Origin of the sequence: Pseudomonas sp. WS 5411 (genome assembly GCF_012985595.1) — a bacterium.
GTDB classification, from domain to species: Bacteria; Pseudomonadota; Gammaproteobacteria; order Pseudomonadales; family Pseudomonadaceae; genus Aquipseudomonas; species Aquipseudomonas shahriarae.
In genome coordinates this window covers 226,726-242,605 of the sequence record NZ_JAARMC010000003.1, presented here as the reverse complement: position 1 = coordinate 242,605, position 15,880 = coordinate 226,726, and the positions used below count along the sequence as shown (strand labels likewise).

The window sequence follows — 15,880 nt, the reverse complement described above, 5'->3', positions numbered from 1 at the left end:
GGTGCAATCGCCGTTTGAATTTCTTCATGTTCATGAGCGAAGTACCACGCCGCTGTCGTCTTCCCACCACACGTAGACCTGGTCACCCCAGGTCGGCCGCGCGCCACGGCGTTCGGCGTTGGCGACGAAGGACTGCACCAGCTTGCCGCTCGGCAGCTCGACGTAGAACACCGAATGGCCGCCCAGGTAGGCGATGTCATGCACCTTGCCGCTGGACCAGTTGTGCTCGCAGGTCGGCATCTCGGTGGTGACCAGCAGCTTTTCCGGGCGGATCGCGTAGGTCACCGACTTGTCTTCCACCGACGTGGCGATGCCATAACCCACGTAGATATCGCGGTCGAGGTCGGCGCACTTGAGCACTGCGTGGCCTTCGGCGTCATCCACCACCACGGTGTCGAAGATGTTGACGTTGCCGATGAACTCGCACACCAGGCGGCTGGTGGGGGTTTCGTAGATGTCGATCGGGCTGCCGATCTGCGCGATCCAGCCCAGGTGCATGATCGCGATGCGCTCGGCCATGGTCATGGCCTCTTCCTGGTCGTGGGTCACCATCACGCAGGTCACGCCGACGCGCTCGATGATTTCGACGAGTTCAAGCTGCATCTGCGAACGCAGCTTCTTGTCCAGGGCGCCCATCGGCTCATCGAGCAGCAGCAGTTTCGGGCGTTTGGCCAGGGAACGGGCCAGGGCCACTCGCTGACGCTGGCCGCCAGACAACTGGTGCGGCTTGCGCTTGGCGTACTGGCTCATCTGTACCAGCTTGAGCATCTCGGCCACGCGGGCCTCGACTTCGGCCTTGGGGATCTTGTCCTGTTGCAGGCCGAAGGCGATGTTCTGCGCCACGGTCATGTGGGGGAACAAGGCGTAGGACTGGAACATCATGTTGATCGGCCGCTCGTAGGGCGGCATATCGGTGATATCAACACCGTCGAGGAAAATCCGCCCTTCGGTCGGGCGCTCGAAACCTGCGAGCATGCGCAGCAAGGTGGATTTGCCCGAACCCGATCCGCCGAGCAAGGCGAAGATCTCGCCTTTCTTGATTTCCAGGGACACATCGTCCACGGCAATCGTCTCGTCGAACTTCTTCGTGACCCGGTCGATTTTGACCAACACCTTTTTCGGTGTCTGGTCGCCCTCGAGGGCTTTCTTATAGGCGCCGGAGGCAACTGCCATTTACGAAACTCCCAGAAAAAAAGAGTGCAGAACGTCCAATACAGACGAACCTTAGATAGTGTGAGCCTTACTTGCCCGTCTTGACCTTGGTCCAGCTACGGGTCATCAAGCGTTGCACTTTCGGGGGTAGCTCGAAGTTGACAAACGTCCGGTCGAGAACCGCCTGCGGTGGGTAAACCGCTTCGTCGGTGCGTATTGATTGCTCCATCAACGTATCCGACCCAGGGTTAGGGTTGGCGTAGCCGACGTAATCACTGACCTGAGCGATCACTTCAGGTTGCAGTAAATAGTTGATGAAGGCGTGGGCCTCCTTGACGTTGGTCGAGTCCTTGGGGATCGCCAGCACGTCAAACCACAGGTTGCCGCCTTCTTTCGGAATCGCGTAGGCGATGTTTACGCCCTTGCCTGCCTCGCTGGCGCGGGCCTTGGCCTGGAACACATCGCCGGAGAACCCGGCGGCCACGCAGATATTGCCGTTGGCCAGGTCCGAGATGTATTTGGATGAGTGGAAGTAGGTCACGTAGGGACGCACTTTCAGGAGTTTTTCCTCAGCCTTTTTGTAGTCGGCCGGGTTGGTACTGTTGGGGTCCAGGCCCATGTAGTTGAGCACCGCTGGCAGCATTTCATCCGCCGAGTCCATAAAGGACACGCCGCAACTGGCCAGCTTCTTCATGTTTTCCGGCTCGAACAGCACGGCCCAGGAGTCGATTTTGTCGACACCCAGCACTTCTTTGACTTTGTCGACGTTGTAGCCAATGCCGTTGGTGCCCCACAGGTAAGGCACGGCGTATTGGTTACCCGGGTCGTTCTTTTCCAGGCGCTTGAGCAGCGCCGGGTCGAGGTTGGCGTAGTTGCTCAACTGCGCCTTGTCGATTTTCTGGAACGCGCCCGCCTTGATCTGCTTGCCCAGGAAGTGGTTGGACGGCACCACCACGTCATACCCGGTGCGCCCGGCCAGCAATTTGCCTTCCAGGGTTTCGTTGGAATCGAACACGTCGTAGACGGGCTTGATGCCGGTGGCCTTTTCAAAGTTGGCCAGGGTGTCGGGGCCGATATAGTCCGACCAGTTATAAACATGCACAGTCGAAGCCGCCTGCACGCTGACTGCCAACGTGAGACCCGCCCCTACCAGCAAGGCTTTGCGAAATAAAGAAATTGGCAAGTGGAGGTCCTCTTAAATAGTTGGGCCCAAAGTTGTTGCCCGACAACAAAACCGGCGCGCAACTTACCTTCGATAAACCGATCCGGCAAAGCTTTCTGTCATTTAATGGGTGGGAGCGGGCTTGTGTGGGAGCGAGCTTGCTCGCGAAGGCGGCGTGTCAGCCTGCATATGCCTCTACTGACACGCCGCTTTCGCGAGCAAGCCCGCTCCCATCCAACCCCCCCTCCCACACCTATCAAGGCTTATTTACCCGACTTGATCTTGGTCCAGCTGCGCGTCAGCAGGCGCTGGGTAGCGGCCGGCAGATCGCTGATTGCATACAGCTTGGCCTTCACTGCATCCGACGGGTAGATGCTCGGGTCACCCGAGATATCCTTGCTCACCAGCGGCGTGGCAGCCTTGTTACCGTTCGGGAAACGTACGCTGTTGGTGATTTCAGCCATGACTTCAGGTTTGAGCAGGTAGTTCATGAACTGGTAGGCGGCGTCCAGGTTCTCGGCATCTTTGGGGATGGCGACCATGTCGTAGAAGCTGCCTGCGCCTTCCTTGGGAATGGCGTAGGAAACTTTAACCTTGCCACCGGCTTCAGCCGCGCGGGATTTGGACTGTTCCAGGTCACCCGAGTAACCCACGGCCACGCAGATGTTGCCGTTGGCCAGGTCCGAGATGTACTTGGAGGAGTGGAAGTAACCCACCGAAGGACGGATCTTGAGGAACAGCGCTTCGGCTTCAGCCAGTTGCTTCTTGTCCTGGCTGTCGGTCGGGTAGCCCAGGTAGTGCAGGGCCACCGGGATCATTTCGGTTGGCGAGTCGAGGAAGCTCACGCCACAGCTTTTGAGTTTTTCGATGTTCTCGGGCTTGAACAGCACATCCCACGAATCGATCTTGTCGACGCCCAGCGCAGCCTTGACCTTGTCCGGGTTGTAGCCGATGCCGATGGTGCCCCACATGTACGGGAATGCGTGCAGGTTGCCTTTGTCGCTGGCATCACCCACGGCCTTGAGCAGGTCGGTGTCGAGGTTCTTCCAGTTTGGCAGCTTGGACTTGTCCAGCTCCTGATACACACCGGCCTTGATCTGCTTGGCCAGGAAGTTGTTCGACGGTACGACGATGTCGTAGCCGGACTTGCCCGCCAGCAGCTTGGCTTCCAGGGTTTCGTTGCTGTCGAAAACGTCGTACACCACCTTGATGCCGGACTCTTTCTCAAAGTTGGCTACGGTGTCCGGTGCAATGTAGTCGGACCAGTTGTAGACGTGCAGCACTTTGTCGGCAGCCTGGGCCGTGCCTGCCATTGCGCCCATCAGGGACAAGGCCAGGAGGGTCTTGCCGGCGTTCTTCAAACCTAATGCCTTCATTCGGTCATGCTCCAATTTTTCTTTTTTGGGCCACATTTTTCTACGTTTCATGGCCCGTCGAAGGGCGACAAAACAGGGCGACAGTCTGGCAAGTTCAGGGGCCGGCTTTCAACCAAAGCCCCGCATTTATCATTACCCGAATGCAACAGCCGCAGCCGCTGCATCCTGAGCCTAGCACTTAGCCCTGCAATGCCGCCAAAGTCAGGTCCAGGCAATGGCGAGCCTTGGTCACCAGCTCGTCAATCTCGGCCTTGCTGATCACCAGCGGCGGCGAAATGATCATGGTGTCGCCCACGGCGCGCATGATCAGGCCATTTTCGAAGCAGAAGGTGCGGCAGATCATACCCACGCCCTTTCCTTCATAACGCTTGCGCGTGGCCTTGTCCTGGACCAGCTCGATCGCACCCAACATGCCGACACCGCGCACTTCGCCCACCAGCGGATGATCCGCCAGCTCGCGTAGACGCTTCTGCAAATACGGTGCCGTTTCGTCATGGACGCGGCTGACAATTTTTTCATCGCGCATGATGCGGATGTTTTCCAGGGCCACCGCAGCAGCCACCGGGTGCCCGGAATAGGTGAAGCCGTGGTTGAAATCGCCGCCTTCGTTGAGCACCGCCACCACTTCGTCGCGCACAATCAGGCCGCCCATGGGGATATAGCCCGAGGTCAGGCCCTTGGCGATGGTCATCATGTCCGGCTTGAGATCGTAGAAATCGCTACCGAACCACTCACCGGTGCGGCCAAAGCCACAGATCACTTCGTCGGCGACAAACAGGATGTCGTACTTGGCGAGGATTTCCTTGATGCGCGGCCAGTAGCTGGCTGGCGGCACGATCACACCGCCGGCGCCCTGGATCGGCTCGGCAATAAAGGCACCGACGTTGTCCACGCCGAGTTCCAGAATTTTCTCTTCCAGTTGGTTGGCGGCCCACACCCCGAACTCTTCAGGGCTCATGTCGCCGCCTTCGCCGAACCAGTACGGCTGGGCGATATGCACGATGCCCGGGATCGGCAAGTCGCCCTGCTCATGCATATAAGTCATGCCGCCCAGGCTGGCGCCGGCCACGGTGGAACCGTGGTAGCCATTCTTGCGGCTGATGATGGTTTTCTTGTTCGGCTGGCCCTTGATCGCCCAGTAGTGGCGGACCATGCGCAACATGGTGTCGTTGCCTTCGGAGCCGGAGCCGGTGAAGAACACGTGGTTCATGCCGGCCGGGGCGATATCGGCGATGGCCTTGGCCAGTTCCAGCACCGGCGGGTGGGCAGTCTGGAAGAACAGGTTGTAGTAAGGCAGTTGTTTCATCTGCTTGGCGGCGGCGTCAGCCAGCTCATCGCGGCCATAACCGATGGCCACACACCACAGGCCGGCCATGCCGTCGAGGATCTTGTTGCCTTCGCTGTCCCACAGGTAAACGCCCTTGGCGTTGGTGATGATGCGCGGGCCTTTCTCTTTCAACTGCTTGAAGTCGCTGAACGGCGCCAGGTGATGATCGTTGCTCAGGGCTTGCCATTCACGGGTTTGCGGGTTGTTGCTGGACATACCAATCTCCAAAAAGTAGGTGAAGGTGCGGCCCATCCTGGCCGCACCCGGCGCATCAGACGGCGAAGAGCAGGAATTCCCGCTCCCACGAACTGATCACGCGCTTGAAGTTTTCATGCTCGGCCCGCTTGACCGCGACGTAGCCAGTGATGAATTTGTGACCCAGGTATTTCTCGATGGTCTTGCTGTTTTCCATGCGTTCCAGTGCATCTTCGATGGTCAACGGCAGGCGCAGGTTGCGTCGCTCGTAGCCACGACCGACCACCGGGGCGCTCGGGCTGATGCCTTCGACCATGCCGATATAACCGCACAGCAGGCTGGCGGCGATGGCCAGGTACGGGTTGGCATCGGCGCCCGGCAGGCGGTTTTCCACGCGGCGGTTCTGCGGGCCGGCATCCGGCACGCGCAGGCCCACGGTGCGGTTCTCTTCACCCCACTCCACGTTCACCGGCGCCGAGGTGTCGGGCAGGAAGCGGCGGAACGAGTTGACGTTGGGCGCAAACAGCGGCAACAGCTCGGGGATGAACTTCTGCAGGCCACCGATGTGGTGCAGAAACAGCTCGCTCTTGGAGCCGTCCTCATTGGAGAACACGTTCTTGCCGGTGGCGATATCAATAATGCTCTGGTGCAGGTGCATGGCGCTGCCGGGCTCGCCGGTCATCGGCTTGGCCATAAAGGTGGCGGCCACGTTGTGCTTGAGCGCGGCTTCACGCATGGTGCGCTTGAACACCAGGATCTGGTCGGCCAGGGACAGGGCATCGCCGTGACGGAAGTTGATTTCCATCTGCGCCGTGCCGTCCTCGTGGATCAGGGTGTCCAGGTCCAGCTCCTGCAGCTCGCACCAGTCGTAGACGTCTTCGAACAGTGGGTCGAATTCGTTGGCCGCTTCTATAGAGAAGGACTGGCGACCGGTTTCCGGGCGGCCGGAACGGCCAATCGGCGGTTGCAACGGGAAGTCCGGGTCTTCGCAGCGCTTGGTCAGGTAGAACTCCATCTCCGGCGCCACAATGGGCTGCCAGCCTTTGTCGGCGTAGAGCTTGAGGACTTTCTTGAGCACGTTGCGCGGCGACAGCTCGATCGGGTTGCCTTGCTTGTCGTAGGTGTCGTGGATCACCTGAGCGGTGGGCTCGATGGCCCAGGGCACCAGGAACACCGCGTTCTGGTCGGGACGGCAGATCATGTCGATGTCGGCCGGGTCGAGCAATTCGTAATAGATGTCGTCTTCGACATAGTCGCCGGTCACGGTCTGCAACAGAACGCTCTCGGGCAGGCGCATGCCTTTTTCGGCAATGAACTTGTTGGTCGGCGAGATCTTGCCCCGGGTGATCCCCGTGAGGTCGCCAATCATGCATTCGACTTCTGTGATCTTGTGGTCTTTCAACCAATCGGTGAGCTGGTCGAGGTTGTTACTCATAAATGCCTCTAGGCTGGGTTTCCTGACATCCATTAAAGGTCAGGCGTTGTTTGACGCGTGTGCGTCTCTTTGTTTCGCCCTCGTTCGGCAGGCATCGCCAAATGCCTGGAAGATCGCGAGGTAGTACGGGTTGGAGCTTACCTGCCATTCGGGGTGCCATTGCACTCCTAATGCAAAAGCGTCTGCAAATGCCTTGCCCTGTTTGAGCGAAAAAGCCTCGATCAGGCCGTCCGGCGCGGTCGCTTCGACCTGCAGGCCGGGCGCCAGGCGCTCAACGCCCTGGCTGTGGATCGAATTGACCTGGATCGTGGCCGGCAAGCCCAGGCCCGCCAATACCCCGCCCGGCGTGATCGCCACGGCGTGCGCCGGGCCGTACTGGATATCCAGCGGCTGGGTATCGTCTTCGCGATGATCAAGCATACCCGGCAACTCATGAACCTTCTGGTGCAGGCTGCCGCCCAGGGCCACGTTCATTTCCTGGAAGCCCCGGCAGATCCCCAGCACCGGTACGCCTGCGGCAATCGCAGCGCGAATCAGCGGCAGGGTGCTCTGGTCCCGTGCAGGATCATGAGCAGTCCCGGGCGCGCTGGCCGGACCGTCGTAATGAAAGGGTTCGATATTGGAAGGGGAGCCGGTAAAGAGAATGCCATCCAGACCGTCAAGAATATTGGCCGGTTCGAACAGCTCCGCCAGGGACGGAATAATCAATGGCAGGCCCTTGGCAGCGACTGCCACGGCGCGGACGTATTTGTCGCCACTGATGTGATAAGCATGCAGACCAACCTGTTTGGAGCAGGCGGTGACGCCGATTAACGGCAGGCCAGACATGAAGCACCCCGGTATTATTGCTGTTATGGGTTTGAATCGAGCTTAGCCTTGTTCATTTTTTTACACAACACCCCCGTAAAAAATACAACACGGCCCGCTCAAGCCTGCTAGTCCCAAGCCGGTCAAACTGGCAAAACTGCCCAAAAAAGCCGCAAAAAACCCCTCAAGGCGCTTTTTTAGGGCAAAAAAGGCCTCGCTTGACTTCGGCAAGCCGTTCGGGTTGACTGAAACCAGAAAAGATCAATGATTGATATTTTTAACAACAAAGGTGTTGCATCATGTCGGTACCCCCGCGTGCCGTTCAGCTTAACGAAGCGAACGCGTTCCTTAAGGATCATCCTGAGGTTCTGTACGTAGACCTTCTAATTGCGGATATGAATGGTGTGGTGCGCGGTAAGCGCATCGAACGCACCAGCCTCCACAAGGTTTACGAGAAAGGCATCAACTTGCCGGCCTCTTTATTTGCCCTGGATATCAATGGCTCAACGGTGGAAAGCACCGGCCTGGGTCTGGACATCGGTGATGCTGACCGAATCTGTTATCCAATCCCCGACACCCTGTGCAATGAACCCTGGCAAAAGCGCCCTACCGCGCAACTGCTGATGACCATGCACGAACTTGAAGGTGAACCTTTCTTCGCCGATCCGCGCGAAGTGCTCCGCCAAGTTGTAACCAAGTTTGACGACATGGGCCTGACCATCTGCGCCGCCTTTGAGCTTGAGTTCTACCTGATCGACCAGGAGAACGTGAACGGCCGGCCACAACCTCCCCGCTCGCCGATTTCCGGCAAACGCCCGCACTCGACACAGGTCTACCTGATCGACGACCTCGACGAATACGTCGACTGCCTCCAGGACATTCTGGAAGGTGCCAAAGAGCAAGGCATCCCGGCTGACGCCATCGTCAAGGAAAGTGCCCCGGCGCAGTTCGAAGTGAACCTGCACCACGTCGCCGACCCGATCAAGGCGTGCGACTACGCGGTACTGCTCAAGCGTTTGATCAAGAACATTGCCTACGACCATGAGATGGACACCACCTTCATGGCCAAGCCTTACCCAGGCCAGGCCGGCAATGGTTTGCACGTGCATATTTCGATCCTGGACAAAGACGGCAAGAACATCTTTGCCAGCGAGGATCCCGAGCAGAACGCCGCATTGCGTCACGCGATCGGCGGTGTGCTGGAGACCCTGCCTGCACAAATGGCCTTCCTGTGCCCCAACGTCAACTCCTACCGTCGTTTCGGCGCACAGTTCTACGTGCCGAACTCGCCGTGCTGGGGCCTGGACAACCGCACCGTGGCGATTCGCGTACCGACCGGCTCGTCCGACGCCGTCCGTATCGAACACCGTGTGGCCGGCGCCGATGCCAACCCTTACCTGCTGATGGCTTCGGTCCTGGCGGGCGTGCACCACGGTCTGACCAACAAGATCGAACCTGGCGCACCGGTGGAAGGCAACAGCTACGAGCAGAACGAGCAAAGCCTGCCGAATAACCTGCGCGATGCCCTGCGCGAGTTGGACGACAGCGAGGTGATGGCCAAGTACATCGACCCGAAATACATCGATATCTTCGTCGCCTGTAAGGAAAGTGAGCTGGAGGAGTTTGAACACTCCATCTCCGACCTTGAGTACAACTGGTACCTGCATACCGTGTAAGCGGATGCTGCAACAAATGAACGCTGCAGGCTTATGGCCTGCGGCGTTTTTTATGGCCTGCTATCTCGTTCCCACGCTCTGCGTGGGAATGCAGCCCGTGACGCTCTGCGTCACAACAGCGGACGCAGAGCGTCCTAAGAGGCGTGCCCACGCAGAGCGTGGGAACGATCAAGGTCGCGTACAATGCCCGCTGCCCTGTAGGAGACATCCATGACCCGCCCCGCCGCCCCTCGCAAACCCCGCGCCCGCAGCCAGGCCCGGATCGACGCGATCCTCGATGCTGCCCGCACCTTGCTGGCCGCCGAAGGCGTGGCCAGTCTGTCGATCTACAGCGTGGCCGAACGGGCGCAGATTCCGCCGTCATCGGTGTATCACTTTTTCGCCAGCGTCCCGGCCTTGCTCGAAGCCCTGACCGCTGACATTCACGCCGCCTTCCGCGCCGCGCTGCAAGCGCCGATCGACCACGACAGCCTGCACCACTGGCGCGACCTGTCGCGCCTGGTGGAGTTGCGCATGCTGGCGATCTACAGCAAGGACGCCGCCGCCCGCCAACTGATCCTCGCCCAGCACGGCCTCACCGAAGTGACCCAGGCCGACCGCCAGCATGACCTGGAGTTGGGGGACTTGATGCAGCAAGTGTTCAACCGCCACTTTGAAGTGCCGGTGCTGCCGGCGGATGTGGACGTGTTTGCCCTGGCGCTGGAGCTGAGCGACCGCGTGTATGCACGCTCGGTGCATCAGCATGGGCAGATCACCCCGCGCATGGCGGAGGAAGGGATGCGGGTGTTTGATGCGTATGTGGGGCTTTATTTGCCGGTGTTTTTGCCCAAGCGCCCTCAATGATCGTTCCCACGCTCTGCGTGGGAACGCCTCATAGGACGCTCTGCGTCCGCTCTTGTGAAGCAGAGCGTCACGGGGTGCATTCCCACGCGGAGCGTGGGAGCGATCATCACAGTTTAGCGATCGACACCTCGGTGGATTTCACAAAGGCAATCACTTCACTGCCAATCACCAGCTCCAGCTCTTTCACCGAGCGGGTGGTGATCACCGACGTGACGATGCCGGACGCGGTCTGCACGTCGATTTCCGACAGTACGTCGCCTTCGACGATTTCCTTGATGGTGCCTTTGAACTGGTTACGCACGTTGATCGCTTTGATAGTCATGGTGTTATTCCTCAAGGGACAAGTGAGTTAGTGCGCCCAACGCAACTGCGTAGGCAACGGTGAAACAGGTTCCGGCTCAGGCGGCGTGCCGGGCAGTGACAACACACGGTTAAGCACTTCGGTTTCCAGGGCCGCCAGGCGATGGGAGCCACGGACCCGCGGGCGCGGTAGTTCGACGTGCAGGTCGAGGCCGATTTCGCCGTCTTCGATCAGGATCACCCGATCGGCAATGGCCACGGCTTCGCTGACGTCATGGGTCACCAGCAACACGGTAAACCCGTGTTTGCGCCACAGGTTCTCGATCAGTTGCTGCATCTCGATCCGGGTCAGGGCATCCAGCGCGCCCAAGGGCTCATCCAGCAGCAACAGGCGCGGTTGGTGAATCAAGGCGCGGGCCAGGGCCACCCGTTGTTTCTGGCCACCGGACAACGCCGCTGGCCATTCATCGGCACGCTCGGCCAGGCCGACCGCTTCCAACGCCTCCAGGGCCTGGGGTCGCCAGTTGCCCTTAAGGCCCAGGCCGACGTTATCAATGATCTTTTTCCACGGCAGCAGGCGCGCTTCCTGGAACATCAGCCGCGTGTCTTCCAGGGCTTCGCTCAACGCTGCAGAGCCGGCCAGCAACTCGCCGCTGCTGGCTTCATCCAGGCCGGCCAGCAGGCGCAGCAAGGTACTTTTGCCGCAGCCACTGCGCCCGACCACGGCGACAAATTGACCCGCCGGAATATGCAGGTCGATGCCCTTGAGCACTTCCCGCGCGCCAAATGCCTTGCGCAACGTGCGCACTGCCAGCGGGATGCCCCGCAGCAGACGTGGAGGTTGTTGGGCGGTCATGCCGCACCTCCTTTATGCACTTGATAGGCCGGATGCCAGCGTAGCCAAACCCGCTCCAGGCCACGCGCGGCAAGGTCCGCCAACTTGCCGAGTACCGCGTACAGCACAATCGCCAGCACCACCACGTCAGTTTGCAGGAACTCCCGGGCATTCATCGCCAGGTAGCCAATACCGGAACTGGCAGAGATGGTTTCCGCAACGATCAGCGTCAGCCACATAAAACCCAGGGCAAAACGCACCCCCACCAGGATCGAGGGCAGGGCCCCGGGCAGGATCACCTGGCGAAACAGGCTGAAGCCCGATAAGCCATAACTGCGTGCCATCTCCACCAGCGCCGGGTCGACGTTGCGGATACCGTGATAGGTGTTGAGGTAGATCGGGAACAGCGTGCCGAGGGCGACCAGGAAAATCTTCGCCGTTTCATCAATGCCAAACCACAGAATCACCAGCGGGATCAGCGCCAGGTGCGGCACGTTGCGAATCATCTGCACCGAGCTGTCCAGCAGGCGCTCACCCCATTTCGACAGGCCGGTGATAAACCCCAGGGCCAGGCCGATGCCGCCGCCGATCACAAAACCGAGGCCGGCGCGCCAGCCGCTGATGGCCAGGTGCGTCCAGATTTCACCGCTGCTGACCAGGTGCACCCCGGCTGCAATCACCGCGCTGGGGGCCGGCAGAATCCGTGTCGACAACCAGCCCGCCGACACCGACAACTGCCACACCGCCAGCAACAGGATCGGCAGCGCCCAGGGTGCCAGTCGATGCAAAATCCGTTGACTGTTCATGACGGCGCCTCAGCTCTGTGACGCGGCTTTGGGAAGAATGTCGTTGGCCACCATTTCGCCAAACGGGCTGACGTAGCCGGCGCTTTTCGGCAGCTCGGGACGTTCGATATCCAGGTGCGGGAACAGCAGCTCCGCGACCCGGTACGACTCTTCCAGGTGGGGATAGCCGGAGAAGATAAAAGTGTCGATGCCCAGGTCCGCGTACTCCTTGACCCGCGCCGCCACGGTCGGGCCGTCGCCCACCAGCGCCGTGCCGGCACCGCCGCGTACCAGGCCGACGCCGGCCCACAGGTTGGGGCTGACTTCGAGGTTGTCGCGACTGCCACCATGCAGGGCGGCCATGCGTTGCTGGCCCACCGAATCAAAGCGCGCCAGGGATGCCTGGGCCCGCGCAATGGTGTCGTCGTCCAGATGGGAGATCAGTTTGTCGGCGGCTTTCCATGCCTCCTCGTTGGTTTCACGCACGATCACATGCAAGCGAATACCGAAGCGCACAGTGCGCCCGAGCTTGGCCGCCTTGGCCCGCACCTGTTCGATTTTCTCCGCCACCGCAGCCGGCGGTTCGCCCCAGGTCAGGACCATTTCCACTTGTTCGGCTGCCAGGTCCTGGGCGGCTTCGGAAGATCCGCCGAAATACAGCGGCGGCCGAGGTTGCTGGATCGGCGGGTACAGCAGCTTGGCGCCTTTGACGCTGATGTGCTGGCCGTCGTAGTCCACGGTTTCGCCTTCCAGCACGCGACGCCAGATGCGGGTGAATTCCACCGAGGCCTGGTAACGCTCCTCATGGCTGAGGAACAGACCGTCGCCGGCCAACTCCTCCGGATCACCGCCGGTCACCAGGTTGAACAGCGCCCGGCCACCGGACAGCCGGTCCAGGGTCGCCGCCTGCCGCGCCGCCACCGTCGGGGAAATGATCCCGGGGCGCAGAGCGACAAGAAACTTCAAACGCTGGGTCACCGGGATCAACGAGGCGGCCACCAGCCACGAGTCTTCGCAGGAGCGTCCGGTAGGGATCAACACCCCGCCAAAGCCCAGGCGATCGGCGGCCTGGGCCACCTGTTGCAGATAGCCGTGATCCACGGCACGAGCGCCTTCAGCGGTGCCCAGATAATGGCCGTCGCCATGGGTAGGCAGGAACCAGAAAATAGTGAGGCTCATGGAGTTGTCTCCTGAAGAAATCGGATTACGGCGCTTTGGCAACGCTCGCAGGTGGCGTCCAGATCACGTCCTTGATGCTCAAGGGCTTGGGAATCAATTTGAGTTGGTAGAAGCTGTCGGCGATTTTCTGCTGGGCGGCGACCACTGCCGGGGTCAGGAACAGCGCGCCGTAGCCTTGGCGCTTCACCGAAGTCAGGGTGATGTCCGCCGGCAGGCCGAGCAGCGGTGCGACTTGCTCAGTGACTTCCTGAGGGTTGGCCTTGGACCATTCGCCCACGGCGCGCACTTCCTCAATCAGCGCCTTGATCACCTCGGGGTGTTTTTCGGTGTAAGGCTTGGTGGCCAGGTAGAACTGGTGGTTATCGGCAATGCCGGTGGCGTCACGCAGGGTGCGGGCTTGCAGTTGCTTCTCGGCAGCCGCCTGGTACGGGTCCCAGATGACCCAGGCGTCGACACTGCCACGCTCGAAGGCGGCACGGGCGTCGGCGGGTGGCAGGAACACGGTCTGTACGTCGGTGTATTTCAGGCCCGCGTCTTCCAGGGCGCGCACCAGCAGGTAATGCACGTTGGAGCCCTTATTGAGCACGACTTTCTTGCCCTTGAGCTCGGCCACCGATGTGATCGGCGAGTCCTTGGGTACCAGGATGGCTTCGCTGGTCGGCGCTGGCGGTTCGTAGGCCACATAGAGCAGATCGGCACCGGCGGCCTGGGCGAACACCGGCGGAGTCTCGCCGGTGACGCCAAAGTCGATGGAGCCCACATTCAGCCCTTCAAGCAACTGCGGGCCGCCGGGAAATTCGGTCCACTGCACGTTCACGCCCTGGTCCGCCAGGCGTTTTTCCAGGGTGCCCTTGGCTTTGAGCAGCACCAGGGTGCCGTACTTCTGATAACCGATCCGCAGGGTTTCTGCGGCTTGGGCTTGAACAATGGCGCCGAAGGACACAGCCGCAGCAAACAGTGCGACCAGGCCCCGACGCAAGATGACAGTGCGCATGGCGCTCTCCAAATTGACGATGAGGGTTGTGGCTGCACCTGCTTGGCCGTTGGCGGCTGAGTAAGGTGAGGGTTTCTGGTATTCGGGTTCGGCTTAGATGCTCCAGCGAGCACTCAACAAACGTTCATTCAACACATGGGGGTCCAGCGGTTGCGGGCGGCGAGCCATGGCGCTGTAGAACTGCTCCAGGGCTTCGCTCAAGCGTTGTTCAAGGATCGGCACCAACTGCGCCTGGGCACTGCCTTCGCCGTAGGCAATTTGGCTGTCTTCGGCAAAAATCCCATGCAGCAGCTCCTGAGCTTTCAGCGCCGACAGCACCGGTTTCAAGGCGTAATCCACTGCCAGCATGTGGGCAATGCTGCCGCCGGTGGCCATGGGCAACACCACTTTGTGGGCCAGGGCCCGTTCCGGCAGCAGGTCGAGGACGGTTTTCAACGCGCCGGAAAACGAGGCCTTGTACACCGGCGTGGCAATCACCAGACCATCGGCATTGGCCACTTGGGCCAGCAGGTCGAGCACCTTCGGGCTGTCAAAGCGGGCATACAGCAAATCTTCGGCCGGGAAGTCCCGCACCTGATAACTCACCACTTCCACACCTTGCTGCTGCAACCAGCGCCGGGAATGATCCAGCAACACCCCGGAGCGGGAACGCTGACTGGGACTGCCACCAAGTGTTACGACCAGCATCTGGAGTTTCCTTGAGCAAGTGTCGGCGGTTCGCAGTGCAGCGATGGCGCCAAGATGGAACAGACCATATCAGCAGATTTATATATCTATAAATCTTATTTATTCATTTGTTTATTCTTAAATTGCATATGAGAAAGAGCATTCGGCGGGCGAAAAAAAAGGCCGTCGAAACGGCCTGAAAACCCCTGCTATGTGAGTCCTGAAATGCGATTAACTTGTGGGAGCGGGCTTGCTCGCGATTGCGGCGTATCAGTCAGCAGATTTCTTGCTGAACCACCGCATTCGCGAGCAAGCCCGCTCCCACATTGGATTCGGGTTACCGGTTGGGCTGTGGGGTCAGCCGCAGATAGGGCTTAACCGCACGATAGCCCTTGGGAAAGCGTTTCTTGATCTCTTCCTCATCCTTGAGCGAAGGCACGATCACCACCTCATCACCGTCCTGCCAGTTGGCCGGCGTCGCGACCTTGTAGTTGTCGGTCAGCTGCAGCGAGTCAATGACCCGCAGGATTTCGTGAAAATTACGCCCGGTGCTGGCCGGGTAGGTGATGGTCAGGCGAATCTTTTTGTTCGGGTCGATCACGAACAGCGAACGCACAGTAAGCGTGTCATTGGCATTGGGATGGATCAGGTCGTACAGGTCCGAGACCTTGCGGTCGGCATCGGCCAGGATCGGGAAGTTGACGACGGTGTGCTGGGTCTCGTTGATGTCCTCGATCCACTTGTGGTGGGAGTCCACCGGATCCACCGACAGGGCAATAGCCTTGACCCCACGGTTGGCGAACTCGTCCTTGAGCTTGGCGGTAAAACCCAGCTCGGTGGTGCACACCGGGGTGAAGTCCGCCGGGTGGGAAAACAACACACCCCAGCTGTCGCCCAGCCACTCGTGGAAACGAATCTTGCCAGCGCTGGAATCCTGTTCAAAGTCGGGGGCGATATCGCCCAGTCTGAGGCTCATGGTGTGGCTCCTGATGAGTGCTTATGGGAACCACTGTGCCTGCGCTGAAGGATTTTTAAAAAGAATAAATATCAATTTATCTAGACGATAAAGGAATATTAAAAGTCTGTTCACTGGACCGCGGCAGAGGCGTAGACCAACATGCACCCAAGGTTCGAGAAGGCCTTGAGAC

General features: G+C 59.9%; 15 protein-coding genes. 2 read left to right on the top strand and 13 right to left on the bottom strand.

The genetic code is table 11. The annotated features are described in order from the left end of the window. Positions 1–30: 30 nt before the first annotated feature. The 6 genes from potA to HBR93_RS07710 all read right to left on the bottom strand — a co-directional run bounded on the left by potA (position 31) and on the right by HBR93_RS07710 (position 7,475). Positions 31–1,173 (bottom strand): polyamine ABC transporter ATP-binding protein, encoded by a 1,143-nt coding sequence (gene potA / locus HBR93_RS07735; RefSeq protein WP_029289449.1) that lies wholly within the window; start codon positions 1,171–1,173, stop codon positions 31–33. A 67-nt stretch (positions 1,174–1,240) separates the two neighbouring features. Continuing rightward, positions 1,241–2,335, bottom strand: coding sequence for a polyamine ABC transporter substrate-binding protein (locus HBR93_RS07730; protein WP_057440426.1), 1,095 nt, complete (start codon positions 2,333–2,335; stop codon positions 1,241–1,243). A 242-nt stretch (positions 2,336–2,577) separates the two neighbouring features. Beyond that, a complete protein-coding gene (locus HBR93_RS07725; protein WP_057440608.1) occupies positions 2,578–3,690 on the bottom strand; it encodes a polyamine ABC transporter substrate-binding protein in 1,113 nt (370 codons plus the stop codon). 178 nt (positions 3,691–3,868) lie between these two features. Further along, a complete protein-coding gene (locus HBR93_RS07720) occupies positions 3,869–5,233 on the bottom strand; it encodes an aspartate aminotransferase family protein (protein ID WP_057960974.1) in 1,365 nt (454 codons plus the stop codon). 55 nt (positions 5,234–5,288) lie between these two features. Next, the gene (locus HBR93_RS07715; protein ID WP_029289457.1) at positions 5,289–6,647 is read right to left on the bottom strand and encodes a glutamine synthetase family protein; all 1,359 of its coding nucleotides are present in this window, start codon (positions 6,645–6,647) and stop codon (positions 5,289–5,291) included. A gap of 39 nt (positions 6,648–6,686) precedes the next feature. After that, positions 6,687–7,475: a gamma-glutamyl-gamma-aminobutyrate hydrolase family protein gene (locus tag HBR93_RS07710; RefSeq protein WP_115129234.1), complete on the bottom strand. Its 789-nt coding sequence runs from the start codon at positions 7,473–7,475 to the stop codon at positions 6,687–6,689. 278 nt (positions 7,476–7,753) lie between these two features. Between HBR93_RS07710 and HBR93_RS07705 the strand changes: the two genes are divergently transcribed. Both HBR93_RS07705 and HBR93_RS07700 read left to right on the top strand, forming a co-directional pair. Next, the gene (locus HBR93_RS07705; RefSeq protein ID WP_057440427.1) at positions 7,754–9,130 is read left to right on the top strand and encodes a glutamine synthetase family protein; all 1,377 of its coding nucleotides are present in this window, start codon (positions 7,754–7,756) and stop codon (positions 9,128–9,130) included. A gap of 210 nt (positions 9,131–9,340) precedes the next feature. Beyond that, positions 9,341–9,973, top strand: coding sequence for a TetR/AcrR family transcriptional regulator (locus HBR93_RS07700; protein WP_057440428.1), 633 nt, complete (start codon positions 9,341–9,343; stop codon positions 9,971–9,973). Between the two features lie 106 nt (positions 9,974–10,079). Here HBR93_RS07700 and HBR93_RS07695 read toward each other — a convergent pair whose 3' ends face one another. From HBR93_RS07695 to HBR93_RS07665, 7 genes are all read right to left on the bottom strand, one after another. Further along, complete coding sequence (locus HBR93_RS07695; protein WP_003213899.1) at positions 10,080–10,295, bottom strand: TOBE domain-containing protein; 216 nt, start codon at positions 10,293–10,295, stop codon at positions 10,080–10,082. Positions 10,296–10,322: 27 nt separating this feature from the next. Next, complete coding sequence (gene ssuB / locus HBR93_RS07690) at positions 10,323–11,129, bottom strand: aliphatic sulfonates ABC transporter ATP-binding protein (protein ID WP_115129236.1); 807 nt, start codon at positions 11,127–11,129, stop codon at positions 10,323–10,325. Continuing rightward, positions 11,126–11,914, bottom strand: coding sequence for an aliphatic sulfonate ABC transporter permease SsuC (gene ssuC, locus HBR93_RS07685; protein WP_029289469.1), 789 nt, complete (start codon positions 11,912–11,914; stop codon positions 11,126–11,128). Before ssuC ends, ssuB begins: the two co-directional genes overlap by 4 nt. Before the next feature lie 9 nt (positions 11,915–11,923). Further along, on the bottom strand, positions 11,924–13,072 hold the full coding sequence (gene ssuD, locus HBR93_RS07680) for an FMNH2-dependent alkanesulfonate monooxygenase (RefSeq protein WP_057960927.1): 1,149 nt from the start codon (positions 13,070–13,072) through the stop codon (positions 11,924–11,926). Between the two features lie 25 nt (positions 13,073–13,097). Further along, positions 13,098–14,066 carry a sulfonate ABC transporter substrate-binding protein gene (locus HBR93_RS07675; protein ID WP_057440431.1) on the bottom strand — a complete coding sequence of 323 codons (969 nt, stop codon included), beginning with the start codon at positions 14,064–14,066 and terminating at the stop codon, positions 13,098–13,100. Between the two features lie 93 nt (positions 14,067–14,159). Then, positions 14,160–14,753, bottom strand: coding sequence for an NADPH-dependent FMN reductase (gene ssuE, locus HBR93_RS07670; RefSeq protein ID WP_057440432.1), 594 nt, complete (start codon positions 14,751–14,753; stop codon positions 14,160–14,162). A 316-nt stretch (positions 14,754–15,069) separates the two neighbouring features. Further along, positions 15,070–15,708, bottom strand: a complete 639-nt coding sequence (locus HBR93_RS07665) for a peroxiredoxin (protein ID WP_057440433.1) — start codon at positions 15,706–15,708, stop codon at positions 15,070–15,072. Positions 15,709–15,880 lie beyond the last annotated feature (172 nt).